Here is a 24,716-nt window from a genome sequence, read left to right as displayed (position 1 = left end):
CGGGTCACTCCACCTTGACCGGCTCCGGGAAGATCGCCGTGAACAGCTGCTCGACCCACTCGAGCAGCTGCGCATCCGGCAACGGTTCGACGCCGACGCCCACCGCAGCGGCCACGGTCGGCATCGGCACGACGAGCGCCTCTCCTCCTCCGACGAGCTTCGCCTTCGGGTAGAGCCGCTGCAAGCGCACCTTGATCGAGTCTTCCAGCCGCGCCGGCACGATGCGCAGGTTCGACCCCATCGCGACGACATCCGTCAGACCGGCGCGCGCAGCACGGCGACGCAACCGCGCGATGGCGAGCAGCCCCTCGACGTCGTCAGGAGGAGTGCCGTACCGGTCGGTGAGCTCGTCGACGACGAGGTCGATCGCGTCGTCCTTCGCCGTCGCCGCCGAGGCCGCCGACAGCTTCTGGTACGCCTCGAGACGCAGCCGTTCGCTGTCGATGTAGTACTCGGGGATGCGCGCGTCCATCGGCAGCTCGAGCCGCAGCTCCTGCCCGGTCTCGACCTCGTCGCCACGGAACGTCGCCACAGCCTCGCCGATCATCCGGAGGTACAGGTCGAAACCGACGCCGGCGATGTGCCCCGCCTGCTCCGCTCCGAGCATGTTCCCCGCGCCGCGCAGCTCGAGGTCCTTCAGCGCGACCTGCATGCCCGAACCGAGTTCGTTGTTGACCGCGATGGTCTGCAGTCGGTCGGCGGCGGTCTCGGACAGCGGCTTCATCTCGTCGTAGAGGAAATATGCGTAGGCGCGCTCGCGACCACGCCCGACTCGCCCGCGCAGCTGGTGCAGCTGACTGAGGCCGTACTTGTCGGCACGGTCGATGATGATCGTGTTCGCGTTGGCGATGTCGAGCCCGGTCTCGATGATCGTCGTGGAGACGAGCACATCGAATTTGCGCTCCCAGAAGTCGTCGACGACCTGCTCCAGCTGCTGCTCACCCAACTGCCCGTGCGCGACGGCGATGCGGGCCTCGGGAACGAGCTCGGCGAGCTGCGCGGCGACCCGCTGGATCGACTGCACGCGGTTGTGCACGAAGAACACCTGGCCCTCGCGGAGGATCTCACGGCGGATCGCGGCGGCCATCTGCTTGTCGCTGCGTGGCCCGACGAAGGAGAGGATCGGATGGCGATCTTCCGGCGGCGTCGCGAGCGTCGACATCTCTCGGATGCCGGTCGCCGCCATCTCGAGCGTGCGCGGGATGGGTGTGGCGCTCATCGCGAGGATGTCGACGTTGGTCTTCAACTTCTTCAGCGTGTCCTTGTGCTCGACGCCGAACCGCTGCTCTTCGTCGATGATCAGCAGCCCGAGGTCTTTGAAGAGGACCCCCTCCGTCAGGATGCGGTGGGTGCCGATGACCATGTCGACGGAGCCCTCGAGGAGCCCTTGCAGCGTGAGCCGCACCTCCTTGTCGGACTGGAATCGCGACAGCGCCCTCACTTTCACCGGGAACCCGGCGAAGCGCTCGGTGAACGTCTCCATGTGCTGCTTGACGAGAAGCGTCGTCGGCACGAGCATCGCGACCTGCTTGCCGTCCTGGATCGCCTTGAACGCGGCGCGCACCGCGACCTCGGTCTTGCCGAAGCCGACGTCGCCGCTGAGCAGGCGGTCCATCGGGATCGGCCGCTCCATGTCGGCCTTGATCTCATCGATCGTCTGCAGCTGATCCGGTGTCTCGGCGAACGGGAACGCCTCCTCGAGCTCGCGTTGCCACGGAGTGTCCGGCCCGAACGCGTACCCCTTCGCGTTCATGCGCGCGGAGTACAGCTTGACCAGCTCGACGGCGATGTCACGGACGGCTTTGCGCGCCTTGCCCTTCGCCTGCGCCCAGTCACTGCCGCCCATCTTGGACAGCGTGGGGGCTTCGCCGCCGACGTACTTCGACAGCAGATCGAGCTGGTCGGTCGGCACGTAGAGCTTGTCGCCCGGGTAGCCGCGTTTGGACGGCGCGTATTCGAGCACCAGGTAGTCGCGGATCGACTTGGTGGCGTTGCGGCCGCCGGTCGACACCTCGCGCTTGGTCATCTCGACGAAGCGCCCGATGCCGTGCGTGGCGTGCACGACGAAGTCGCCGGACTTCAGCTGGAGCGGGTCGACGACGTTCTTGCGGCGCGAGGCGAGCTTCTTGACCACTCGCTGGTCGCCGCCGATGGTGCGGCCGTAGAACTCGTTGTCGGTGAGGACGACGAGCTTCGCCTCGGTGATCTGGAACCCGGCCTCCACCGATCCGGTGACGAGGGTGGCGATCCCGCGCTCCGGCGCCTCGGTCAGGGATTCGACGATGCGGGCGGCGATGCCTCGATCGGCGAGCACATCGCGCGCGCGATCGACCAGCCCGTGGCCGGCCGCGATCACGACGACGCGCCATCCGTCGGAGGCTTTCGCCTCGACGAACGAGATCGCTCCGTCGACGTTGCCGTGGAACGACGGGATGACGGACGCATCGAGGTTCGCCGCATCCGCTCCGCCTTCGCCCAGGCCGATGCCGAAGGGGCTCAACCTCCACCAGACGCCGCCACGGTCGCGCACGCCCTCGCGAAGCTGTGCGATCGTGAGGAAATCACCCGCGCCGAGGTCGATCGGGGCCGAGGCACCGGAGGTCGCCGCGCTCCACGCGGCATCGAGGAACTCGCGATTCGTCTCGCCCAGCGTGATCGCTCGTGCCGTCGAGCGCTCGGGGTCGACCACTGCCGTCGCGCTTCCGGCAGGCAGGTACTCGGCGAGCGACTTCAGCGGCCCCGAGACCGCCGGCAGCAACGACTCCATACCTTCGACGGGAATGCCTTCGGCCATCTTCTCCAGCATCCCGGAGATCGCGGGGAAGCCGCCGACGAGAGCGCGAGCGCGGTCGCGCACGTCCGGCGTGAGCAGCAGCTCTCGGCTGGGCGGGAGGTCGACGCCGTCCACGGCACCCGGGAGCGATCGTTGGTCGGCCACGGAGAACGCTCGGATCTGGTCGATCTCGTCGCCGAAGAACTCGACGCGGTACGGGTGCTCGGATGTGGGAGGGAAGACGTCGAGGATGCCGCCGCGAACGGCGAACTCGCCGCGCCGCGACACCATGTCGACTCGGGAGTATGCACGTTCGACGAGCTGTTCGACGACATGGTCGAGCTCGTGCCCGCGACTGCCGGCGCCGAGTTCGAGCGGAGCGATCTCGCCGAGGTTGCCGGCGATCGGCTGAAGCGCGGCTCGCACGGAAGCGACCACCACGAGGGGATGCTCACCCGACCACTCGGCGATGCGGCGCAGCGTCTGGAGCCGTTGGCCCACGGTGTCGGGGCTGGGGCTCAGCCGTTCGTGCGGGAGCGTCTCCCATGCGGGGAAGGTGAGGATCTCTGCGGTCGGAAGGTAGGCCTCCAGCGCCAGAGCAAGGCTCTCCGCCCTCCGCCCTGTGGGCACGACGGCGAGCAGTGCGGCGGGATGCCCCGCGCTACCGCGCTTCTCGAGGAGACCGGCGAGCACCGGAGCGTCGAGCCCGTCGACCAGGCCGAGATCGGCGTCGGTGTGCGCCCAGCTGAGGGCATCACGGTACAGAGACGCCTCTTCCAAGGCGCGGAGAATCCCCGGAACAGTCACCGGACAAGACTAGTCGCGCCCACCGACATCGAGGCGCGGAGCCTGCGACGCAGCGGCCGAACATAGGCTTGAGGGATGCGAAAAGCCATCCTGTCCACCGAACGCCTCGAATTGCGCGCTCCGACCGAGGCCGACATCGACGCGATCGACGCCGCATGTCAGGATCCGGAGATCCCGCGCTGGACGACCGTGCCGAGCCCGTACACGCGCGCCGACGCCGAGGATTTCGTCAAGCATGTCGGCCGATCATGGCGCGACGGCAGCGAGACGGTGTGGGGGATCTACGCCGACGACCGGCTCGTCGGCATGATCGGTCTGCACAACATCGAGCAGCATCACTCCGGCGGGCACGCCGAGCTGGGCTACTGGGTCACCGCCGACGCACGCGGCAAGGGCTATCTGGTGGAAGCCGGGCTGGCGGTGCTGGACTGGGGCTTCGCCGAGCTGAACCTCGTGCGCATCCGCTGGCAGGCGGTCGCCGGCAACGTCCCCTCCGCGCGTTCGGCGCGCGCACTCGGCTTCCGCTATGAGGGTCTGCAGCGCCAGGCGCTCACGAGCCCGCGCGGACGCGACGACGGCTGGATCGCCGGACTGCTCGTGACCGACGACCGGACGCCGGTGGGATGGCCGGTCCTCTGACGAGCATGGGCGTACGCGTGACAGCGTCGGATGCCGGTGGCAGGATGACACCATGCCGGAGATGCCAGAGGTCCAGGGGCTTGCCGCTTTCCTCGGCGAGCGCGCCGTGGGGCGCACCATCACGAAGGCCAGCGTCGCCGCGATCGCCGCACTGAAGACCTACGACCCGCAGATCTCCGCTCTGCACGGCGCCGAGATCACGGCGTCCGCCCGCCTCGGCAAGTTCATCGTGCTGTCGTGCGGCGATGACCTGCACCTGGTGTTCCACCTCGCGAAGGCCGGGTGGCTGCGCTGGTACGACGCGCTTCCGACGACGCCCATCAAGCCGGGAAAGTCGCCGATCGCGCTGCGGGTGGCGCTCGACGACGGGAGCGGGTTCGACCTCACCGAGGCAGGCACCAAGAAGTCCCTCGCCGTGTACGTCGTCCGCGACCCGCAGCAGGTGCCGGGCATCGAACGGCTCGGGCCCGACCCCCTCGACCCGACGTTCACCCGCGAAGCCTTCGCCGCGCTCCTCGACGACAGACGGATGCAGATCAAAGGACTGCTTCGTGATCAGGCGGTGATCGCGGGAATCGGCAATGCGTACTCCGACGAGATCCTGCACGCCGCGCGGATGTCGCCGTACGCCATCGCGGGAAAGCTCGACGAGGCCGAGATCGACCGTCTGTTCTCGGCGATGCAGGAGACCCTGACGGATGCCGTCGCCGCGGCCTCCGGCAAGCCACCGGCCGACCTCAAAGACGCCAAACGCCGCGGCATGCAGGTCCACGCCCGCCGCGGGGAGGCGTGCCCGGTGTGCGGCGACACTGTCCGCAGCGTGTTCTTCGCCGACCGGTCGCTGGAGTACTGCCCCACGTGTCAGACCGGCGGGAAGGTGCTCGCCGACCGGCGCCTGTCCCGGCTGCTGAAGTGAGCGCACGACAGGCGCACGACGACGCGGAATGAAATGTCCGCGGGCGCGTTGAGTACACTCAGAGCATCAACGTGCTCCGGGGTCGGTGAGAATCCGAACCGGCGGTGACAGTCCGCGAGCGCTCCGGTTTCGGCCGGGGTGCCGATCCGGTGGAAATCCGGAACCGACGGTGATGCGAGGGAGACCTCGCTAGTCCGGAAGGGAGGCAGCACGAGGCGCAGCTGTGCGCGCCTTCTGCCTCCATCTCCGATCGGGAGAAGCCCCGGAGCCTCACAGGAGGACGACGGATGGCAGTGAACGAGGCAGAGCGCCGCGCGATGAGTCGTGCGCTCGAACTCGCCGCCCGTGGCCCGCGCGGGGTGAACCCGCAGGTGGGTGCCGTCTTCCTCTCCCCCGGTGGCGAGATCCTCGCCGAGGGCTGGCATCACGGGGCCGGCACTCCGCACGCCGAGGTCGATGCACTGTCGAAGCTCGCCCCGGGTGCGGCCACCGGCGCGACCGCCGTCGTCACCCTCGAACCCTGCAACCACACAGGCCGCACCGGGCCGTGCGCTGTCGCTCTCATCGAAGCCGGGGTCTCCCGGGTGGTCTACGCACTCGATGACCCTGGTGCGGCCTCCGGCGGAGGCGCAGAGCGTCTGCGCACCGCGGGGGTCAGCGTCGACGCGGGAGAAGGGGCCGCGGATGCGCATGCGCTCATCGATGGCTGGCTCACGGCGCAGCGCCTCGGCCGCCCGCACATCACCGTCAAGTGGGCGCAGAGCCTCGACGGGCGGGCGGCGGCCGCCGACGGTTCCAGCCAGTGGATCACCGGCCCCCTCGCCCGCGCCGATGTGCATCGCCGTCGCGCGGAAGCGGATGCCATCGCCGTCGGCACCGGAACCGTGCTCGCCGACGATCCGGCCCTGACCGCCCGCGACGGCGACAGCCTGTTCACCCACCAGCCGATCCCTGTCGTGATCGGCGCACGGCCGACGCCCTCGGATGCTGCCGTGCACCGGCATCCGCACACCCCCCTCTTCTACGACACCCACGATCTGCACGCGATCACGACCGACCTGCACCGTCTCGGCGTGCAGCGCCTCTTCGTCGAGGGCGGGCCGACGCTGGCCAGCGCGTTCGTCGCCGCGGGACTCGTCGATCGTGTGCTGGCCTACCTCGCCCCCGTGCTGCTCGGCGGCGACCGCGTCGCGCTGACCGATATCGGCGTCGCGACGATCGGTGACGCGGTGCGGCTCGACGTGTCCGAATGGGTGCCGCTCGGCGCCGACCTGCTCGCGATCGCCGACCCCGCGAACGACCCACTCTCGCAGAACGAAGGAGACGCCTGATGTTCACCGGAATCATCGAGGAGATCGGCGAGATCACCGCGATCACGCCCGCCGGAGACGGCTGGCGCGTGACCGTGCGCGCACCCCTCGCCACGCGCGATGCCGTCCACGGCGAATCGATCGCGGTGTCCGGCGTGTGCCTCACCGTCGTCGGGTCGACCGGTGACACTTTCGACACTGATGTGATGAAGCAGACGCTCGACGTCGCCGCCATCGGTCAGGCATCCGTCGGCACCCGGGTGAACATCGAGAAAGCGATGCCGGTCGGCGCTCGCCTGGGCGGGCACATCGTCCAAGGGCACGTCGACGGGGTCGGCGAGGTGCTCCAGGTGCGACCCGGAGCGGAGTGGAGCGTGCTGCGCATCAGTCTGCCCGAAGACCTGGCCCCGCTCGTGGTCGACAAGGGCTCCATCTCGGTCGACGGCACCTCTCTCACCGTCAGCGCCGTCAGCGCCGTCAGCGCCGTCGGCGACGCGAACGGTCAGGACGGCCACTGGTTCGAGGTCTCCCTCATCCCGGAGACTCTCGCCGCCACAACGCTCGGAGCTCGCGCGGTCGGCGATCGCGTGAACCTGGAGACCGACATCCTCGCCCGCCACGTCGAGCGTCTGCTCGCATTCAGAGCACCCGCCGCAGCCGCACCGGAAGGAGGCTCACGATGAGCCTTTCCACCATCCCCGAAGCCCTCGAAGCTCTGCGCGCCGGTCGGCCCGTGCTCGTGGCCGACGACGAGAACCGTGAGAACGAGGGCGACGTGATCCTCTCGGCCGAGCTGGCCACGCCCGAGTGGGTCGCGTGGACCGTGCGCTGGTCGTCCGGTTTCATCTGCGCCCCGATGCCCACCGATCTCGCCGACAACCTGAATCTGCAGCCGATGGTCGCCGCCAGCGAAGACGCCCGCTCGACCGCGTATACGGTGAGCGTCGACGCCGCGGAAGGCGTCACCACGGGCATCAGCGCGCACGACCGCGCGCATACGCTCAACGTGCTGGCGAATCCCGCGTCGACCGCGACCAGCCTCATCCGCCCCGGACATGTGCTGCCTCTGCGCGCCGTCGACGGTGGTGTGCGCGAGCGCAGCGGCCACACCGAGGCCGCGGTGGAGCTCATGAAGCTGGCCGGTCTCCGGCCCGTCGGCGCGATCGCCGAAGTGGTCGCGGAAGACGGCAGCATGATGCGCATGCCGGGCCTGCTCGAGCTCGGCGCCCGAGACGGCGTTCCGGTGATCACGATCGAGCAGCTGATCGCGCACCTCAACCAGATCGATCCGGACGGTTACACGCCCAAGACGCATCGCGGTCGCCGCGTGAGTCTCCGCGCCGACGCCACGGTGCCGACCACCCACGGAGTCTTCCGCTTCCTGGCGTACAAGGACCGGGTCACCGGCACCGACCACATCGCGGTCGTCTCGGGCGAGCCGGGCGAGACCGCACTGGTCCGAGTGCACTCGGAGTGCCTGACGGGGGAAGCGTTCGGCTCGCTGAAGTGCGAGTGCGGCCCTCAGCTCCACGCAGCGCTCGATGCGATCGAGCAGGACGGCGGCGTCGTCGTCTACATGCGCGGGCACGAAGGACGAGGCATCGGGCTCATCAACAAGCTGCGCGCCTACAGCCTGCAGGAGGAAGGCCTCGACACGGTCGACGCCAATCTCGCGCTCGGCCTGCCTGCCGACGCCCGCGAGTACGCCGCCGCAGCCGGCATCCTCAGCGACCTCGGCATCTCGAAGGTGCGGCTTCTGACCAACAACACCGACAAGGTCGACAAGCTGCGCGAACTCGGCCTCGACGTCGTCGAGCAGGTGCCCCTGATCGTCGGCGTCGGCCCGAACAACCACCAGTACCTCGAGACCAAGCGTGACCGGATGGGTCACATCATCGGCGAAGCGGAGCTCGCAGCAGCTCTCGCGAACGGAAAGGACAACGCATGAGCGGCCATGGAGCACCCGAGACCGAAAAGATCGACGGACGTGGGCTGAACGTCGTCATCGTCGCCGGCACCTGGCACGAGACGATCTCCAACGGCCTGATCGCCGGCGCGGTGCGGGTGCTCGACGAGGCACAGGCCGCACATCGCCTCGTGCGTGTTCCCGGGTCGTTCGAGCTGGCTCTCGCCGCACAGGCCGCCTTCACCGGCGGTGCGGACGCGGTGGTCGCCCTCGGCGTCATCATCCGCGGCGGAACGCCGCACTTCGAGTACGTGTCCGCGGCGACGACCGACGGCCTCACCCGGGTCGCGCTGGACGCCGGCAAGCCCGTCGGGTTCGGCGTGCTCACCCTCGACGACGAGCAGCAGGGCCTCGACCGCGCCGGTCTCGAAGGCTCCAAGGAGGACAAGGGCGCCGAAGCCGCGGATGCTGCGCTGCGCACAGCCCTCGTCACGCGGGAACTGCGCGGCTGAGGGTCGCCTGGCTGGCGCTCGCGCCCGTGACCGCAATACGGTGAGGGCATGGAGACCCTGCGCCAGATCGTCGTACTCGTCCACCTCATCGGCTTCGCCGTGCTCTTCGGCTCGTGGGCGGTGCAGGCCTTCGGCGGAAAGCGTCAGATCACTCGGATGATGGACTACGGCCTGCTGATCGCCGGTCTCGCCGGTCTCGCCCTTGCCGCACCGTGGGGAATCGACTACGACCTGAACTACGCCAAGATCGGCACGAAGCTCGTCATCCTGCTGATCATCGGCGCCATGCTGGGCATCGGGACGGCACGTCAGAAGCGCGGAGACGCCGTGCCGTCCGCGGTGTTCTGGCTCATCGGCATCCTGACCGTCACGAACGCCGCCCTGGCGCTGCTCTGGCGCTGAAACGGTCAGCGTGACCGCGGCGGTGCCGTGCTCGCGCGCACGATGAGCTCGGTACCCACGAGCGGCGTCTGACCTCGCTCGCCGCCGTCCAGCTCGACCAGCAGCGCGTCGACCGCGAGCGCGCCGACGCGCTCCGGATGCTGCTGCACGGTCGTCAGCGGGGGCCACAGCTGCGCGGCATCGGGCAGACCGTCGAAGCCGACGATGCTGACGTCACCGGGCACGTCGCGATGAACCTCGCGGAATGCGCGAAGAACCCCGATCGCCATCTGGTCGTTCGCGGCGAAGACGGCGGTGACCCCGTCGATCTGGCGCAGGTGCACCCCCGCGTCGTAACCGGATGCCGCTGACCAGTCTCCCTGCAACGGCTCGGGGACGACCCGTCCCCGCTCGTCGAGCGTCGCCCGCCACGCTTCGCGGCGTCGTTCTGCCGAGTACGACTTCGCGGGACCGGCGACGTGCCAGACCGTGTCGTGGCCCAGGTCGAGCAGGTGCTCGGTCGCGAGTCTCGCCCCCTGCGCCTGGTCGGTGTCCACGAAGGGATGCATCGCGCCGCGGTTCGAGTCGACGAAGACGACCGGCAGCGCGTCAGGGATCTCGATGTCGGACTCGTCGAGCTGATGCGCTTCGATGACGATGATGATGCCGTCGACAGCATGCTCTTCCAGACGGCGGAATGCGCCGGCGACCGTCTCCGTGGCGCTGGATTCCACCGGAATGAGCGTCAGGGCGTAGCCAAGCTGCGCGGCGCGCACGGCGATCGCGTCGAGCGTGCGCTGGTTGCCGTAGGAGCTGAACGAGAACATCACCACGCCGATGGTGCGGAAGCGCCCGGAGCGCAGGGCCCTCGCCGCGCTGTTGGGTCGGTACCCGAGGCTCTGCATGGCCGCTTCGACCCGTTCACGGGTGGCCGCTCCGACATACCCGCGCGCATTCACCACGCGAGAGACGGTCTGTCCCGAGACGCCGGCCGCGCGGGCGACGTCTTCCATCGACGGCTCGCGACGGCGCGGGGAGAGCTCTCCCGGGTGCTCTGCGGTCACGGCCACCATCCATTCATATGTTGACGTTGACACACTAACAGTCCGTCGTTTATGTTGACGTTGACACATTGGCGCGTCGAGCGCACATCCGAAGCGCATTACCCGAAGAAGGTCTCGTCGATGACGACTGCTCACTCCTCCGCATCCGGAGCCCCCGGCATCCGGCGCCGCGACCGGCGCGACTGGAAAGGATGGGCCTTCGTCGGCCCGTTCATGGTGGTGTTCGCGCTGGTGTTCCTCACCCCGCTCGCCTACGCGCTTTATCTGAGCTTCTTCCAGGAGAAGCTCATCGGCGGCAACGCGTTCGTGGGATTCGACAACTACATCCGCGCGCTCTCCGACCCGCAGTTCTGGGAGGCCTTCGGCCGCGTCGTCGTCTTCCTGGTGGTGCAGGTGCCGATCATGCTCGTCCTCGCCCTCGGTGCCGCGCTGGCCCTGGACAGCGCACGCCTGCGCGGAGCGTCGTTCTTCCGCATCCTGATCTTCCTGCCCTACGCGGTACCCGCCGTCGTGGCCGTGCTCATGTGGGGCTACATCTACGGCGACCAGTTCGGACTCACGAGCAACATCAACGACTTCCTCGGAGTCGACGCGATCACTCCGTTCGCGAAGGAATGGATGCTCGTCTCGATCGGCAACATCGTCACCTGGGAGTTCGTGGGCTACAACATGCTCATCTTCTACTCCTCGCTGAAGACGATCCCCACCGACATGTACGAGGCCGCCGCTCTCGACGGTGCGGGAGCATGGCGGACGATCTTCTCGATCAAGATCCCCTCCGTGCGCGGAGCCCTGGTGATCGCGACGATCTTCTCGATCATCGGGAGCTTCCAGCTCTTCAACGAGCCCAACATCCTGCGCCCGCTCGCTCCCAACGTCATCACGACGTTCTTCACCCCGAACATGTACGCCTACAACCTGTCCTTCGCCGGACAGCAGTTCAACTACGCCGCGACGATCGCCATCATCATGGGCGTCATCACCGCGGTGATCGCCTACGTCGTGCAGCTGCGCGGCTCGAAGTCTGAGGTGCGCTGACATGGCACTCCCCCTCGCCCGGCCTGCGCGCACGCGCAGCAACGACCCGATGAAGCCGCGGAAGTCGAACACGCTCCTCATCGTGATGATCGTCTACGCGCTGTACACGCTGGTGCCGCTGGTCTGGCTGCTGTTCAGTTCGACCAAGACGCAGTCCGGGCTGTTTAGCTCCTTCGGCCTGTGGTTCGCCGACGATTTCGCGTTCTTCGACAACCTGATCGCGACTTTCTCGTACCGCGACGGCATCTTCCTGCGCTGGCTGGGCAACACGCTGCTGTACGTCGTGGTCGGTGCGGGCGGAGCGACGCTGCTGGCCACCATGGCCGGCTACGGACTCGCGAAGTACCGCTTCCCCGGTCGCCGCGCCGTCTTCGCCATCGTCCTCGGCGCCGTGGCCGTCCCGGGAACGGCGCTCGCGGTGCCGACCTTCCTCCTGTTCAGCGAACTCGGCCTCACCAACACCCCGTGGGCCGTGATCATCCCTTCGCTGATCAGCCCGTTCGGGCTGTACCTCATCTGGGTGTTCGCGTCGGAATCCGTGCCGACGGAGCTGCTGGAGGCCGCACGGATCGACGGCGCCGGTGAGTTCCGCACCTTCTTCACGATCTCCCTGCGATTGCTCGCCCCCGGAATCGTCACCGTGGCGCTGTTCACGGTCGTCGCGACCTGGAACAACTACTTCCTGCCACTGATCATGCTGTCCGACCCCGCCTGGTATCCGCTCACCGTGGGCCTGAACCAGTGGAGCGCGCAGGCGATCGGTGCCGGGTCCCAACCCATCTACAACCTCGTCATCATGGGGTCGCTCCTCACGATCATCCCGATCGTCATCGCCTTCCTGCTGCTGCAGCGGTTCTGGCAGTCGGGTCTCACCGCCGGAAGCGTCAAGCAGTAGCTTCCGCACGCCCTGCACCACCACGGCGGTCCGACGCCGGACCGCCCCCTCCCGAAAGGACACAGCAATGAAGCACCTTCCCTCCCCCGCGCGACGCACCCTCACGGTGTTGGCCGCCGGAACCGTGGCAGCTCTCGCGCTGGCCGGCTGCAGCACCGGGGGCAGCGACGCCTCCGGTGGCGACAGCGCCGGCTCCGGATCGTTCGACTCGGTCGAAGCAGCCCTCGAGAAGGGCGGCGAGATCACCTACTGGTCGTGGACGCCGTCGGCCGAAGCTCAGGTCGAAGCCTTCGAGAAGGAATACCCGAACGTCACCGTCAACCTGGTCAACGCCGGAACCAACAACGAGGAGTACACCAAGCTGCAGAACGCCATCAAGGCGGGCTCCGGTGCCCCCGACGTCGTGCAGATCGAGTACTACGCCTTCCCGCAGTTCGCCCTGACCGACGCCTTCGTGGACCTCTCCCAGTACGGCTTCTCCGACTTCGAAGACGACTACACCGCGTCGACGTGGAACTCCGTGACCGACGGCGACGCCGTCTACGGTCTGCCGCAGGACTCAGGGCCCATGGCACTGTTCTACAACAAGGCCGTGTTCGACGCCGCCGGCGTCGAGGTGCCCACCACCTGGGACGAGTACTACGAGGCGGCGAAGACGATCCACGCAGCCGATCCCGACGCCTACATCACCAACGACACCGGCGACGCCGGCTTCGCGACCTCGATGATCTGGCAGGCAGGCGGAAAGCCGTTCGAGACCTCCGGCACCGACGTCACGATCGACCTGCAGGACGAAGGCTCCGCCCGGTGGACCGAGAACTGGAACCGCCTCGTCGAAGAGGATCTCGTGGCTCCGTACACCAGCTGGAGCGACGAGTGGTTCCGTGCCCTCGGCGACGGAAGTCTGGCCACCCTGGTGATCGGCGCATGGATGCCCGGAAACCTCATCTCGGGCGCTCCCGACGGCGCCGGCGACTGGCGCGTCGCACCGATGCCGACCTATGACGGCGAGCCCGCGAGCGCCGAGAACGGCGGCGGCGGCCAGGCCGTCACCCAGCAGAGCGAGAACCCGGAACTCGCCGCGGGATTCCTGTCGTGGCTGAACAACTCCGAGGAGAGCATCTCGATCTTCCTCGAGTCCGGCGGATTCCCGTCGACGAACGCAGAGCTCTCGAGCGAGGAGTTCCTCGCCGACGCGCCGGAGTACTTCGGCGGCCAGAAGATCAACGAGGTTCTCGCCGCTGCCGCCGGCGACGTGGTCGAGGGGTGGAGCTACCTGCCCTACCAGGTGTACGGCAACAGCATCTTCGGCGACACCGTCGGCCAGTCCTATCAGAACGGCACCGACCTGAACGACGGCCTGACCGCCTGGCAGGACGCGCTCGTCGAATACGGCAACGCGCAGGGCTTCGCCGTCAACAAGTGACACCATCGGCTGCGCTGAGCCCGACGCCGGGCTCAGCGCAGCCGACCCACCCGAACCGAAAGACCCGCTCGTGACCTCCTTCTCCATCGGCGCCACCGACTTCCTCCGCGACGGACATCCTCACCAGGTGATCTCCGGAGCGATCCACTACTTCCGCGTGCATCCGGATCAGTGGCAGGACCGCATCCACAAGGCGCGGTTGATGGGGCTGAACACCATCGAGACCTATGTCGCCTGGAACGCGCACGAGCCGAGGCGCGGCGAGTGGGACGCGACGGGATGGAACGACCTCGGACGTTTCCTGGACCTGGTGCACGAGGAGGGCCTCGACGCGATCGTCCGACCCGGCCCGTACATCTGCGCGGAGTGGCACAACGGAGGTCTGCCCACCTGGCTCACCGGCGGCGAGCGCCGACTGCGCGCCTCCGACCCGGCGTTCCTCGCCGACGTCGGCGACTACCTGCGACGTGTGTACGAGATCGTCGAACCGCGCCAGATCGACCGCGGGGGTCCCGTCGTGCTCGTGCAGATCGAGAACGAGTACGGAGCGTACGGCGCCGACAAGGCCTACCTCGAAGAGCTGGTGGCGGCCACCAGAGACGCCGGCATCACCGTCCCGCTCACCACCGTCGATCAGCCCGTAGACCAGATGCTCGAAGACGGGAGCCTCCCCGGCCTCCACAAGACCGCGTCGTTCGGATCGCGCAGCGCTGAGCGTCTGGCCACCCTCCGCCATCATCAGCCCACCGGGCCGCTCATGTGCTCGGAGTTCTGGGACGGATGGTTCGACTGGTGGGGCGGGGTGCATCACACCACGGATGTCGCGGCTGCGGCATCCGACCTCGATGCGCTTCTCGCCGCCGGGGCATCCGTCAACATCTACATGTTCCACGGCGGCACCAACTTCGGCCTGACCAACGGTGCGAACGACAAGGGGCGCTATCTGCCACTGGTGACCTCCTACGACTACGACGCTCCCCTCGACGAAGCCGGGAACCCCACGGAGAAGTACTTCGCGTTCCGCGAGGTGATCGCCCGCCACGCCTCGGTGCCCGAAGAGCTTCCCTCCGCCGCCGCTGTCGCGCCGACGTTCGAGATCGCGACGACTGCCGTCGGCCCCTGGACGGATGCCGCGTCACCCGCACCCGCGTCCGATCACCCGCACACGTTCGACCAGCTCGCCCACCTCGGCCCCCTGGTGCGCTACGACGTCGAACTGCCCGACGGGGTGGGCGGGCTGCTCGCCCTCGATGACGTCCGCGACCTGGCGTGGGTGAGCGTCGACGGGCAGCCTGTGGGCACGCTCTCGCGAACCCGCCATGATCGCACCCTCCGGGTCCCGGCCGGTGGGACTCTGAGCATCCTCGTCGAAGATCAGGGCCGCGTGAACTACGGCCACCGGTTGGGTGAGGAGAAGGGGCTGATCGGATCGGTGACGCTGGATGGTGTCCCTCTCTCGGCGTGGCGATCCGCACCGCTCGACGTCGTTGCCGCGGCAGCAGCGGCAGCGGCCCGCTTCGACGACGATGTCCTCCGCGCGCAGGACTCGACGATCGCCGGTCCCCTGGCGTGGGTGGCCGACTTCCCCCTCGACGGCGCCACCGACCTCTTCCTCGACACCGCGGAGTGGGGCAAGGGCTATGCGTTCATCAACGGCTTTCTGCTCGGGCGATACTGGCGCAACGGCCCGCAGCGCTCGCTGTACGTCCCGGCGCCCGTGACCAGGGCAGGCGGCAATCGTCTCGTCGTCCTGGAGCTGGAGAACCTCGTCGCCCCGCGTGCCGCGTTCCTCAGCGAAGCCGTTCTCGGCGACACCGAGGAGTGACGCGGCGGGTCAGCCGTTGCCCAGCCGGTCCCACAGGTTCGCGGAAAGCTGCGAGATCCCGTCGGCATGGATGCGCTGCAAGTTCCGTCCGCCGCGCGCGAAGGTCGCCCGGACGGCCGTCGGAACCTCCGCCGGCGGCACCGCGGTCGGCAGCCACTCGCAGTCTCGGACATGGACCAGATCCCGCGCCGCAGCATCCTGCGAAGTGTCGTAGCGCCACGGTCCGACGAGGCGCCCCAGCCAGAAGAGCCCCTCGCTGTCACGAGTCCACACGAACGCTCCGTCCGGCACCGCGGCGAACCGCTCGATCCGTCGAGCAGTTCGTTCGTCGAAACGTCTGTCGACGGCGGCGAGCGCACGGTCCAGAGTCGTCGGGGGCGACTCCACGCGTCCGCCCATGCCGCAGAGCCCGCACTCGAGCGCCCGCTCCACGGCGATCCCGTCGGCGACCCCGTCGTCGCGCGACCGCATCGGCGCGCGGAAGACCGCCGACTCCTGCGCGGGACCGGCCATCTGTTCCCTCATCGCACGGGCACCAGAGTCGCCTCGATCCGGGAGCCGTCGATCGTCACCGACATCATGGTGCACACCGGCTGTCGGCGGCGATCCGTCGGCGACCCCGGATTCAGCAGTCGCAGTCCCGACGGGGACGCGGTATCCCATGGAATGTGCGAGTGTCCGAAGACGAGGACGTCCGCGTCGGGAAAGGCGAGTTCCATCCGCTGTTCCCGCCCCTTGGCGGCTCCTGTCTCATGGATGACTGCGATGTCGACACCTTCGACACGGACTCGAGCGATCTCCGGCAGGCGCGCGCGCAGCTCTGGCCCGTCGTTGTTCCCGAAGACACCGACAAGGGCGCGAGACCTGGACGTCAGCAGGTCAAGGGTGGCGACGTCGACCCAGTCGCCGGCGTGCACCACGATATCTGCCTCCTCGACCGCGCTGAGCACCGAATCCGGCAGCCGCTTCGCCCTCTTCGGCACGTGCGTGTCGGCCAGCAGGAGGAGATTCGTCGACACCTGCACACCACCTCTCTCGGGATTCTCGACTCTACGCAGTCTGGGTTCCCGGGGCGATGACACGCGACGCATTCACACAGCGAAAACTCAGGAAGGCGTAAACTCACGCCAGTCCCGTGGAGTCGCGGGCATCGATCGGAGGACATCCATGAGCGCCACCACTGCGCCGGCCAATCCACGCTCCCGCGTCATCACCGCGAGCCTCGTCGGAACCACGATCGAGTTCTACGACTTCTACGCCTACGCGACGGCGGCCGTGCTCGTCTTCCCCGTGCTGTTCTTCCCCACCGGCGATGACACCACATCCCTGCTCTCCTCATTCGCAGTCTTCGGCGCGGCGATGGTGGCGCGCCCGATCGGCGCTGTGGTCTTCGGGCACTTCGGTGACAAGTTCGGACGCAAGGCGACGCTCGTCGCGTCGCTTCTCACCATGGGGATAGCGACCTTCGTCATCGGCCTGTTGCCGACGTATCAGGACATCGGCTGGTGGGCAGCATTGCTGCTGCTCTTCCTCCGTCTCGCCCAGGGCTTCGCGCTCGGCGGCGAATGGTCCGGAGCGGCGCTGGTGGCCACGGAGAACGCCCCCAAAGGCAAGCGGGCCTGGTACGGCACGTTCCCGCAGCTGGGCGCCCCGCTCGGCTTCATCATCGCCAACTTCCTCTTCCTCGCCATCAACTGGCTGCTGCCGCACTCCGAGAACCCCGCACTGAAGTCGGAGGCCTTCCTCGCCTGGGGCTGGCGCATCCCCTTCCTGTTCTCCGCCGTGATGGTGATCGTCGGTCTCTGGGTCCGTCTTCGTCTGGTCGAGTCCGACACCTTCAAGAACGCGGAGAAGAAGGGTGTCATCCGCAAACTGCCGCTGGCGACCGTGTTCCGCCACCACTGGAAGCAGCTCATCCTCGGCACGTTCATCATGCTGGCGACCTACGTGCTGTTCTACCTGATGACGAACTTCACCCTCGCCTACGGCACCAAAGCCGCGTCGCTGGAGACCGCGTCCGCTGCCGCGCAGGCCGCAGCGGAGGCCGCCGGCACCGACTTCGACGCCGGCGCTTTCGCGGCACAGTTCTATCCGGGCCTCGGCTTCGGCTACACGGACTTCGTGCTCATGCAGATCATCGGCGTCGTCTTCTTCGGCATCTTCACACTGCTCTCGGGCCCGATCGCCGACAAGATCGGTCGTCGCAAGCTCCTGCTCTGGGTGACCGGACTCATCATCGTCTTCGGCCTGACGTTCAACACATTCCTGCTCCCGGCCGTCGACCCGAAGTTCACCGGCGCGCTCGTGCAGGCGTTCCTGGTGTTCGGGTTCGTGCTCATGGGAGCGACATTCGGCCCCATGGGCGCTCTGCTGCCCGAGCTCTTCCCGACGAACGTCCGCTACACCGGTTCCGCGATCTCCTACAACGTGTCCTCGATCCTCGGTGCGGCCGTCGCCCCCCTGATCGCGGTGTGGCTGTGGGCTCTCGGCGACGGCGCCCCGTGGCTGGTGGGCCTGTACCTGTCGGCGATGGGCGTGCTGACCTTCATCGCGCTGTTCCTCTCCCCCGAGACGAAGGATCGCGACTACGAAGAAGACCTCGGGATCGCCGCCCAGGTCAAGCGATAGGCGGCTTTCCCTGCGCGGAGGGGCGGCGGGAGCGCGTCACGTCGCGGCCGGCGCACCTCCTGCGAGGAACGTCTCGATCGCGGCGATCGTCTCGGCGTTGTCGCGATGCAGGATGCCGTGGATGCCGACCTCGGCCGCACTCGCCACCGAGATCAGGTGGTCGTCGATGAAGAAGACATCCTCGGGAGCGGCTTCGAGTCGCTGCAGGGCGAGCAGATAGGCCTGCGGGTCCGGCTTGTTCACCCCCTGCTCGTGGCTGTAGCAGATCGGGTCGAAGATCTCGGAGAAGCCGTATCGCCGCTCCTCCTCCTCGCGGGCGCCGTCGGCGGAATTCGACAGGATCGCGGTGCGAGCGCGCCCCTGGAGAGAGCGGGCGTACTCGATCAGCTCAATGTTGCCGGTGCCGCAGTACTCGTCCCAGAAGTCGGCGCGCATCGCGTCGCGCTGGGCGGCATCGAGGTCGAGTGCGGTCGCCATCCGGTCCCAGAACTCTGCCTCGTGCCCGACGGTGAGGTCGATGGCAGGGAGGTCGGCGGCTGCGACGCGGGCGTCGAACTCCTCGGCAGTGAGTCCGGAACGCTCGCACCACCGCCGCCACCAGTTCTCCTGCCAGGTGTCGTCGTCGACGACCTCGAGCACGCCCCCGATGTCGAACAGGATCCACTTCACCTCGCCCATCCGCACACTTTATGGCAGGACGCGGCATCCGGGCTGGAAGTGGAGGCTTCCGAGCGACTCCGGGTCGGGTCCTGACCTCAGTACACGGCGGGAGTGCCTGCCGCCGCAGCTGCGCTTCCGAAATGCTCGTCAACCCTTGTTGACAACTCCGAATCCGTCAACCAGTATTGACGCAGGAGGTTGATCATGACATTGCCCACCGCGATCGCGCAGGACGACGGCGGCGAACCGCTGGCGGAGTTGCACCGGCTCGCGAGCATCCGCCAGGAACTCGCCAGAACCGAGGAAGCGCAGGTGCGCCGCGCCCGAAACCTCGGGTATTCCTGGCAGGCGATAGCCAGCGCCCTCGGCGTGACGAAGCAAGCCGCCCACCGGCGGTTCGGACGGCGTTGATCGGGGCGTCCAGCCCATCCACAGAAACCCTCCGCCCACGAAGTACGGTCGAAGTATCCCTTTCAGATAGAGGTCCCGCATGTCCAGCACGGCGACAACACGCCGCCGAGGACGCGGCGCGCAGCCGGAAGGCCCCCGCGCAACGTTCCGCCAGCTCCTCCCCTTCCTGTTCGAACACAAGCGCACGCTCGTCGTCGTCGCGGTCCTCAGCGTGTTCGGCGCTGCGACCTCACTGGTGCAACCACTGCTCGTCGGGCAGGTCATCGAGGCGGTGCAGTCCGACGGCGGGCTGGGTGTCCTCGTGTGGCTCCTCGTCGGTTTCGTGATCCTCTCGTCGGTGATCTCCGGGTTCCAGCACTACCTGCTGCAACGCACCGGCACGGCTGTGGTCCACTCCAGCCGACGCCAGATCATCGCGCGCATCCTGCACCTGCCGACATCGGAGTTCGACGCCCGCCGCACCGGCGACCTCGTCTCCCGCGTCGGCACCGACACGACCCTCCTCTACGCCGTCCTCACCCAAGGACTCGCGGATGCCGTCGGCAGTGCTGTCCTGTTCCTCGGGGCCCTCATCGCGATGCTGATCATCGATCCGATCCTTCTGCTGCTCATCGTCGTCGTGATCGGCGTCTCGGTCGTCGTCGTCGTGGCGCTCAGTGGGCGCATCCGCACGGCCTCCACGGCGCAGCAGGAGAAGGTCGGGGAGTTGTCCTCGGGCGTGGAGCGTGCCGTCGGCTCGATCCGGACCATTCGCGCTTCCGGGGCGACCGAACGCGAGACCGCGGCGGTATCGGAACTCGCCGCCGATGCGTACGCGATCGGCGTCCGCATCGCCAAGATCTCCTCCCTCGTCGTTCCGGTCGCCGGCATCGCGATGCAGCTCTCCCTGCTCGTCGTGCTCGGCGTGGGCGGTTTCCGCGTCGCTGCCGGCGTCATCTCGATCGCCTCCCTGATCGCCTTCATCATGTTCCTCTTCCTCCTGGTGATGCCGCTCGCGTCGACCTTCGGTGCCATCACCTCGGTCAACCAGGCGCTCGGTGCCCTCGGACGCATCCAGGAGGTGCTCGACCTCCCCACCGAGACGCAGGACGATGAGGCGATCGCCGCATCCCTCCCGGAAGCCGTGCGACCAGACGGAGCCGCGGTCGACACGGAACCGGCGATCGAATTCCGCGATGTGCGCTTCCACTACCCGGCGAACGTCGTCGCGGCACGCCGAGCGGCCGCGAAGGAGGCCAGGACGCTCCTCGCCGACGCGCACGTGGAGGCGACGGATGCCGATCCCGCCGCCGTCACAGAGCACGAGGTGCTGCGCGGAGTGTCCTTCACGGTGCCTCGCGGCGCCAGGGTCGCGCTCGTCGGACCCAGCGGCGCCGGCAAGAGCACGATCCTCTCGCTGATCGAGCGCTTCTACGACCCGACCGGCGGTTCCATCCGACTCCACGGCCATGACGCCCGCACCTACCCGCGTGCAGAGCTGCGCTCCCATTTCGGCTATGTCGAGCAGGACGCGCCGACCCTCGCCGGCACGCTCGCCGAGAACCTTCGACTTGCCGCGCCCGACGCCACGGACACCGACTGCGAGCGCGTCCTGCGGGCGGTGAACCTCGGGGATGTGCTGGATCGGAGCCCACTGAGACTCGAAGCCCCGGTGGGTGAAGACGGCGTGATGCTCTCCGGAGGAGAGCGGCAGCGTCTCGCCATCGCACGCGCGCTGCTGACGGATGCCCCGATCCTGCTCCTCGACGAGTCGACGTCCTCCCTCGACGGCGTCAATGAGCAGCGCATGCGCGACGCGATCGACGCGGTCTCCACGGATCGCACTCTCGTCGTGATCGCTCATCGCCTCTCGACGGTCGTCGACAGCGACCGGATCGTCGTGCTGGAGGACGGCGTCGTCGTCGGCCAGGGAACACACGCCGAACTCGTGGAGTCGACGCCGTTGTATCGGGACCTCGCGCGTCACCAGTTGCTCGCCTGACAACACGAACGCGAGACGCCGGAGACCACTCAGCCATGGGTTCGTCTCCGGCGTCCCGCGTTCGCGGGTCCGTAGGGCACGAGGCCCGGGAGGTGCCGGCTCCCCCGAGCCGGCACCGGTCTGAGGGCTACGCCTGCCCGAGGCGGTAGCGAAGCGAGGCGAGTTCGGCGCGCAGAGCCGCCGGCACCCGGTCACCGAACGTGTCGTAGAACTCCTCGGTCAGGTCGGCCTCGACCTGCCACGCTTCGGCGTCGACAGCGAACAGCTCCTCGAGGTCGGCCGCGGGGATGTCGAGACCGTCGAGATTGAGGTCCGTCGTCACCGGCAGTCGCCCGATCGGGCTGTCGACGGCGGGAACCTCGCCCGAGATACGACGGATGATCCAATCGACCACGCGCGAGTTGTCGCCGAAACCGGGCCACAGGAACCGGCCGTCGTCGCCGCGACGGAACCAGTTCACCTGGAAGATGCGCGGTGCACGGTCGAACCGGAGACCGCGACCGACCTTCAGCCAGTGGGCGAAGTAGTCGGCCATGTTGTATCCGCAGAACGGCAGCATCGCGAACGGATCCCGGCGGAGCTCTCCCACCGTGCCCTCCGCGGCCGCGGTGCGCTCGGAGGAGATGTTCGATCCGAGGAACACGCCATGGGTCCAGTCGGTGGCTTCGACCACGAGCGGGACGTTCGAGGCGCGACGGCCGCCGAAGAGGATGACGTCGAGCGGCACCGCCTCTTCCCAGTCGTCCGAGATCTGCGGGCATTGCGCCGCCGACACCGTGAAACGCGAGTTCGGATGCGCGGCCGGCCGCCCGGAGTCGGGCGTCCAGTCGTTGCCCTCCCAGTCGATCAGGTTCGGCGGCACCCTATCGGTGAGGCCCTCCCACCACACATCACCGTCCGGGCGCAGTGCGACGTTGGTGAAGATGGTGTTGCCCCACAGCGTCTCGACAGCGGCGGCGTTCGTCGATTCGCCGGTTCCGGGCGCAACTCCGAAGAACCCGGCTTCCGGGTTGATCGCCCACAGCCTGCCGTCTTCGCCGGGCCGGATCCACGCGATGTCGTCGCCGAGGGTCTCCACGCGCCATCCGGGGATGGTGGGACGAAGCATCGCCAGGTTCGTCTTGCCGCACGCGGAGGGGAACGCAGCGGCGACGTGGTACGCCTTGCCCTGCGGATCGATCACACGGATCAGGAGCATGTGTTCGGCGAGCCATCCCTCGTCACGCGCGATGACCGAGGCGATGCGCAGCGCGAAGCACTTCTTCGCGAGGATCGCATTGCCCCCGTATCCCGAACCGAACGAGTAGACCTCGAGCGCCTCCGGGAAGTGCACGATGTACTTGTCGTCATTGCACGGCCACTCGGCGTCGGCTTCGCCGCTCGCCAACGGCGCGCCGACGCTGTGCACGGTCTTCACCCATGCCGCACCGTCGGCGATCCGGCGAGTGACGGCGTCGCCGACGCGGGTCATGATCCCGATGGATGCCACCGCGTAGGCGCTGTCGGTGATCTGCACGCCGATGTGAGACAGCGGGCCGCCGATCGGACCCATCGAGAACGGTACGACGTACATCGTCCGTCCGCGCATGGATCCGGCGAAGATGTCGCGCATCTTCGCGCGCATCTCGGTCGGGTCGGCCCAGTTGTTGGTGGGGCCGGCATCTTCCTCGCGCTCGGACGCGATGTAGGTCCGCCCCTCGGTGCGAGCGACGTCACTCGGGTGCGAGCGGGCGAGATAGGAACCCGGGCGCCATTCGGGGTTGAGCTTGATCAGCTTGCCCTCGTCGACGAGTCCGCGCAGCAACCAGTCGTTCTCTGCGCGCGAGCCGTCCACCCAGTGGACGGAGTCCGGCTGGGTCAGTGCGCGGATCTCCTCCACCCACGCGGCCAGTTCCTTCATCGCCGGAGTGTCGTAGGTCGGCGCCGCTCCGAACGTGCGCACCGCGGCGACGGGGGACGTACGGGGTGTGAAGACTTCGGCAATGGCCATGTCTGCTGCTCCTTTGAAGTGTGCGGCTTGCATCCATCTTCTTCCGACTTCCCACAGACTTTCCGACATCCGACGCGTTAAGAACCCGCGTTGTTTCGCTACACTCAAACAATGGCGTCCACCGGCATCCATCTCACGACTCTCGGCCACCGCATCCGACACCACCGCCTCGAGCACGGCTTCACGCTCGACGAGCTGGGGGCGCTCGTGGGCGTGGCCGGTTCGCAGCTGAGTCTGATCGAGAACGGCAAGCGCGAACCCAAGCTGTCCCTGCTGCAGGCGATCGCTCAGGCGACCCGCACCCAGGTCACCGATCTGATCTCCGGCGAACCGCCCAACCGTCGTGCCGCACTCGAGATCGAACTGGAACGAGCACAGGAGAGCCCGGTCTTCCGGCAACTCGGCATCGCTCCCGTCCGCGTGACCAAAGGCACGAGCGACGAGATGATCGAATCGATCCTCGGGCTCCACCGAGAGCTGCAGCGCCGCGAACGCGAAGCAATCGCCACCCCCGAGGAGGCTCGTCGCGGCAACACCGAGTTGCGCCTCCGGATGCGCGCACAGGACAACTACCTCCCCGACATCGAGAAGCTCGCCGAGAAGCAGCTGAAGTCCGCAGGACACGTGCAGGGCGCGCTGACTCACCGTACGGTCAGCATCATGGCGGAGAAGCTCGGATTCGAGTTGATCTACGTCAACGACCTCCCGCACTCGACCCGCTCGGTCACCGATCTCGAGAACGGGCGGATCTATCTTCCTCCCGCGTCCATTCCCGGCGGACACGGGCTTCGATCCATGGCGTTGCAGGCGATGGCGCACCGGCTCCTCGGGCACACGCCCCCCACCGACTACGCGGACTTCCTGCAGCAGCGTCTCGAGATCAACTACTTCGCGGCATGCTGCCTCATGCCCGAGACAGCCGCCGTCGCCTCCCTGCAGCAGGCGAAGAAAGACCGCAACCTCGCGGTGGAAGACTTCCGCGATGCGTTCGGCGTGACCCACGAAGCGGCCGGGATGCGGATGACGAACCTGGTGACGCAGCACCTCGGGATTCCGCTTCACTTCCTCCGGGTCGACGCGACGGGCGCGATCACCCGCGTGTACGAGAACGATGGCCTGCCCCTTCCGATGGACGTCACCGGTGCGGTCGAGGGCCAACGCGTGTGCCGGAAGTTCCAAGCGCGCGCCGCCTTCTCCCAGCAGAACCGCACCACGGAGCACCATCAGTACACCGACACTCCGTCAGGCACCTTCTGGTGCTCGACGCAGACCGGCGCCTCCAGCGACGGTGAATTCTCCATCACCGTGGGTGTCCCGTTCGACGACGCGCGGTGGTGGCGCGGGCGCGAGACGGCCGACCGCGCGGTGTCCACCTGTCCCGACGAGGCCTGCTGCCGGCGCCCGCCGAGCGATCTCGCCGATCGCTGGAACGGCAAGGCCTGGCCGAGCGCGCGAGTGCACACCCACATGTTCTCGCCACTGCCGCGAGGCGCGTTTCCCGGCGTGGACGACAACGAGGTCTACAACTTCCTCGGGCGGCACGCGAAGGAGTGA

At 67.9% G+C, this 24,716-nt stretch carries 21 protein-coding genes; 15 read left to right on the top strand and 6 right to left on the bottom strand.

Translation table 11 applies throughout. The features are described 5' to 3' along the window. Nucleotides 1-4 precede the first annotated feature (4 nt). Nucleotides 5-3,580 carry a transcription-repair coupling factor gene (gene mfd, locus D7252_RS10965; protein ID WP_120775421.1) on the bottom strand — a complete coding sequence of 1,192 codons (3,576 nt, stop codon included), beginning with the start codon at nucleotides 3,578-3,580 and terminating at the stop codon, nucleotides 5-7. A 75-nt stretch (nucleotides 3,581-3,655) separates the two neighbouring features. On the opposite strand from mfd, the gene D7252_RS10960 reads away from it, so the two are divergent. The 7 genes from D7252_RS10960 to D7252_RS10930 all read left to right on the top strand — a co-directional run bounded on the left by D7252_RS10960 (nucleotide 3,656) and on the right by D7252_RS10930 (nucleotide 9,265). Continuing rightward, on the top strand, nucleotides 3,656-4,219 hold the full coding sequence (locus D7252_RS10960; protein WP_120775420.1) for a GNAT family N-acetyltransferase: 564 nt from the start codon (nucleotides 3,656-3,658) through the stop codon (nucleotides 4,217-4,219). 52 nt (nucleotides 4,220-4,271) lie between these two features. Then, nucleotides 4,272-5,135, top strand: a complete 864-nt coding sequence (locus tag D7252_RS10955; protein WP_120775419.1) for an Fpg/Nei family DNA glycosylase — start codon at nucleotides 4,272-4,274, stop codon at nucleotides 5,133-5,135. A gap of 287 nt (nucleotides 5,136-5,422) precedes the next feature. Next, on the top strand, nucleotides 5,423-6,466 hold the full coding sequence (gene ribD / locus D7252_RS10950) for a bifunctional diaminohydroxyphosphoribosylaminopyrimidine deaminase/5-amino-6-(5-phosphoribosylamino)uracil reductase RibD (RefSeq protein ID WP_120775418.1): 1,044 nt from the start codon (nucleotides 5,423-5,425) through the stop codon (nucleotides 6,464-6,466). Then, nucleotides 6,466-7,128: a riboflavin synthase gene (locus D7252_RS10945; RefSeq protein WP_120775417.1), complete on the top strand. Its 663-nt coding sequence runs from the start codon at nucleotides 6,466-6,468 to the stop codon at nucleotides 7,126-7,128. The genes ribD and D7252_RS10945 overlap by 1 nt, the downstream gene beginning before the upstream one ends. Continuing rightward, nucleotides 7,125-8,393, top strand: a complete 1,269-nt coding sequence (gene ribA, locus D7252_RS10940) for a GTP cyclohydrolase II (protein ID WP_120775416.1) — start codon at nucleotides 7,125-7,127, stop codon at nucleotides 8,391-8,393. Before D7252_RS10945 ends, ribA begins: the two co-directional genes overlap by 4 nt. Next, the gene (gene ribH, locus D7252_RS10935; RefSeq protein ID WP_120775415.1) at nucleotides 8,390-8,863 is read left to right on the top strand and encodes a 6,7-dimethyl-8-ribityllumazine synthase; all 474 of its coding nucleotides are present in this window, start codon (nucleotides 8,390-8,392) and stop codon (nucleotides 8,861-8,863) included. Before ribA ends, ribH begins: the two co-directional genes overlap by 4 nt. Nucleotides 8,864-8,911: 48 nt before the next feature. Continuing rightward, nucleotides 8,912-9,265 carry a Fe-S protein gene (locus D7252_RS10930; protein WP_120775414.1) on the top strand — a complete coding sequence of 118 codons (354 nt, stop codon included), beginning with the start codon at nucleotides 8,912-8,914 and terminating at the stop codon, nucleotides 9,263-9,265. 5 nt (nucleotides 9,266-9,270) lie between these two features. On the opposite strand, the gene D7252_RS10925 is transcribed toward D7252_RS10930, so the two are convergent. After that, nucleotides 9,271-10,257 (bottom strand): LacI family DNA-binding transcriptional regulator, encoded by a 987-nt coding sequence (locus D7252_RS10925; protein ID WP_120776924.1) that lies wholly within the window; start codon nucleotides 10,255-10,257, stop codon nucleotides 9,271-9,273. Between the two features lie 171 nt (nucleotides 10,258-10,428). Here D7252_RS10925 and D7252_RS10920 point away from each other — a divergent pair, with 171 nt between their 5' ends. The 4 genes from D7252_RS10920 (at nucleotide 10,429) to D7252_RS10905 (ending at nucleotide 15,492) form a co-directional block, all read left to right on the top strand. Continuing rightward, complete coding sequence (locus D7252_RS10920) at nucleotides 10,429-11,346, top strand: carbohydrate ABC transporter permease (protein ID WP_120776923.1); 918 nt, start codon at nucleotides 10,429-10,431, stop codon at nucleotides 11,344-11,346. A 49-nt stretch (nucleotides 11,347-11,395) separates the two neighbouring features. After that, nucleotides 11,396-12,241 carry a carbohydrate ABC transporter permease gene (locus tag D7252_RS10915; protein WP_120776922.1) on the top strand — a complete coding sequence of 282 codons (846 nt, stop codon included), beginning with the start codon at nucleotides 11,396-11,398 and terminating at the stop codon, nucleotides 12,239-12,241. A 67-nt stretch (nucleotides 12,242-12,308) separates the two neighbouring features. Beyond that, on the top strand, nucleotides 12,309-13,667 hold the full coding sequence (locus D7252_RS10910) for a sugar ABC transporter substrate-binding protein (protein WP_120775413.1): 1,359 nt from the start codon (nucleotides 12,309-12,311) through the stop codon (nucleotides 13,665-13,667). A 70-nt stretch (nucleotides 13,668-13,737) separates the two neighbouring features. After that, nucleotides 13,738-15,492: a beta-galactosidase family protein gene (locus D7252_RS10905; protein WP_120775412.1), complete on the top strand. Its 1,755-nt coding sequence runs from the start codon at nucleotides 13,738-13,740 to the stop codon at nucleotides 15,490-15,492. A 9-nt stretch (nucleotides 15,493-15,501) separates the two neighbouring features. Here the strand turns inward: D7252_RS10905 and D7252_RS10900 are convergent, their stop codons facing one another. Continuing rightward, nucleotides 15,502-16,005, bottom strand: coding sequence for a GAF domain-containing protein (locus D7252_RS10900; RefSeq protein WP_120775411.1), 504 nt, complete (start codon nucleotides 16,003-16,005; stop codon nucleotides 15,502-15,504). An 8-nt stretch (nucleotides 16,006-16,013) separates the two neighbouring features. Continuing rightward, on the bottom strand, nucleotides 16,014-16,511 hold the full coding sequence (locus D7252_RS10895) for a metallophosphoesterase (RefSeq protein ID WP_215110939.1): 498 nt from the start codon (nucleotides 16,509-16,511) through the stop codon (nucleotides 16,014-16,016). A 148-nt stretch (nucleotides 16,512-16,659) separates the two neighbouring features. On the opposite strand from D7252_RS10895, the gene D7252_RS10890 reads away from it, so the two are divergent. After that, complete coding sequence (locus tag D7252_RS10890; protein WP_120775409.1) at nucleotides 16,660-18,120, top strand: MFS transporter; 1,461 nt, start codon at nucleotides 16,660-16,662, stop codon at nucleotides 18,118-18,120. Nucleotides 18,121-18,156: 36 nt separating this feature from the next. Here D7252_RS10890 and D7252_RS10885 read toward each other — a convergent pair whose 3' ends face one another. Beyond that, a complete protein-coding gene (locus D7252_RS10885; protein ID WP_251050697.1) occupies nucleotides 18,157-18,798 on the bottom strand; it encodes an HAD family hydrolase in 642 nt (213 codons plus the stop codon). A gap of 186 nt (nucleotides 18,799-18,984) precedes the next feature. Here D7252_RS10885 and D7252_RS10880 point away from each other — a divergent pair, with 186 nt between their 5' ends. Both D7252_RS10880 and D7252_RS10875 read left to right on the top strand, forming a co-directional pair. After that, nucleotides 18,985-19,191 carry an AsnC family protein gene (locus tag D7252_RS10880; protein WP_120775408.1) on the top strand — a complete coding sequence of 69 codons (207 nt, stop codon included), beginning with the start codon at nucleotides 18,985-18,987 and terminating at the stop codon, nucleotides 19,189-19,191. A 79-nt stretch (nucleotides 19,192-19,270) separates the two neighbouring features. After that, entirely contained in the window at nucleotides 19,271-21,172 is a 1,902-nt protein-coding gene (locus tag D7252_RS10875) for an ABC transporter ATP-binding protein (protein ID WP_120775407.1), read from the top strand. 127 nt (nucleotides 21,173-21,299) lie between these two features. Here D7252_RS10875 and D7252_RS10870 read toward each other — a convergent pair whose 3' ends face one another. Then, nucleotides 21,300-23,162, bottom strand: a complete 1,863-nt coding sequence (locus D7252_RS10870; RefSeq protein WP_183055268.1) for a phosphoenolpyruvate carboxykinase (GTP) — start codon at nucleotides 23,160-23,162, stop codon at nucleotides 21,300-21,302. A 111-nt stretch (nucleotides 23,163-23,273) separates the two neighbouring features. Between D7252_RS10870 and D7252_RS10865 the strand changes: the two genes are divergently transcribed. Beyond that, complete coding sequence (locus D7252_RS10865) at nucleotides 23,274-24,716, top strand: XRE family transcriptional regulator (protein ID WP_120775406.1); 1,443 nt, start codon at nucleotides 23,274-23,276, stop codon at nucleotides 24,714-24,716.

Source organism: Microbacterium sp. CGR2, assembly GCF_003626735.1.
GTDB lineage: Bacteria > Actinomycetota > Actinomycetes > Actinomycetales > Microbacteriaceae > Microbacterium.
This window is presented reverse-complemented; position numbering and strand designations above follow the sequence as displayed.

Bases quoted from the DNA above. Each gene is read 5' to 3' on its own strand.
- D7252_RS10925 (WP_120776924.1), bottom strand. From the start codon at position 10,257: ATGGAAGACGTCGCCCGCGCGGCCGGCGTCTCGGGACAGACCGTCTCT.
- D7252_RS10900 (WP_120775411.1), bottom strand. From the start codon at position 16,005: ATGGCCGGTCCCGCGCAGGAGTCGGCGGTCTTCCGCGCGCCGATGCGG.
- ribD (WP_120775418.1), top strand. From the start codon at position 5,423: ATGGCAGTGAACGAGGCAGAGCGCCGCGCGATGAGTCGTGCGCTCGAA.
- D7252_RS10865 (WP_120775406.1), top strand. From the start codon at position 23,274: ATGGCGTCCACCGGCATCCATCTCACGACTCTCGGCCACCGCATCCGA.
- D7252_RS10920 (WP_120776923.1), top strand. From the start codon at position 10,429: ATGACGACTGCTCACTCCTCCGCATCCGGAGCCCCCGGCATCCGGCGC.
- D7252_RS10910 (WP_120775413.1), top strand. From the start codon at position 12,309: ATGAAGCACCTTCCCTCCCCCGCGCGACGCACCCTCACGGTGTTGGCC.
- D7252_RS10945 (WP_120775417.1), top strand. From the start codon at position 6,466: ATGTTCACCGGAATCATCGAGGAGATCGGCGAGATCACCGCGATCACG.
- D7252_RS10960 (WP_120775420.1), top strand. From the start codon at position 3,656: ATGCGAAAAGCCATCCTGTCCACCGAACGCCTCGAATTGCGCGCTCCG.
- D7252_RS10890 (WP_120775409.1), top strand. From the start codon at position 16,660: ATGAGCGCCACCACTGCGCCGGCCAATCCACGCTCCCGCGTCATCACC.
- D7252_RS10880 (WP_120775408.1), top strand. From the start codon at position 18,985: ATGACATTGCCCACCGCGATCGCGCAGGACGACGGCGGCGAACCGCTG.
- ribH (WP_120775415.1), top strand. From the start codon at position 8,390: ATGAGCGGCCATGGAGCACCCGAGACCGAAAAGATCGACGGACGTGGG.
- D7252_RS10955 (WP_120775419.1), top strand. From the start codon at position 4,272: ATGCCGGAGATGCCAGAGGTCCAGGGGCTTGCCGCTTTCCTCGGCGAG.
- D7252_RS10870 (WP_183055268.1), bottom strand. From the start codon at position 23,162: ATGGCCATTGCCGAAGTCTTCACACCCCGTACGTCCCCCGTCGCCGCG.
- D7252_RS10885 (WP_251050697.1), bottom strand. From the start codon at position 18,798: ATGGGCGAGGTGAAGTGGATCCTGTTCGACATCGGGGGCGTGCTCGAG.
- ribA (WP_120775416.1), top strand. From the start codon at position 7,125: ATGAGCCTTTCCACCATCCCCGAAGCCCTCGAAGCTCTGCGCGCCGGT.
- D7252_RS10875 (WP_120775407.1), top strand. From the start codon at position 19,271: ATGTCCAGCACGGCGACAACACGCCGCCGAGGACGCGGCGCGCAGCCG.
- D7252_RS10915 (WP_120776922.1), top strand. From the start codon at position 11,396: ATGAAGCCGCGGAAGTCGAACACGCTCCTCATCGTGATGATCGTCTAC.
- D7252_RS10930 (WP_120775414.1), top strand. From the start codon at position 8,912: ATGGAGACCCTGCGCCAGATCGTCGTACTCGTCCACCTCATCGGCTTC.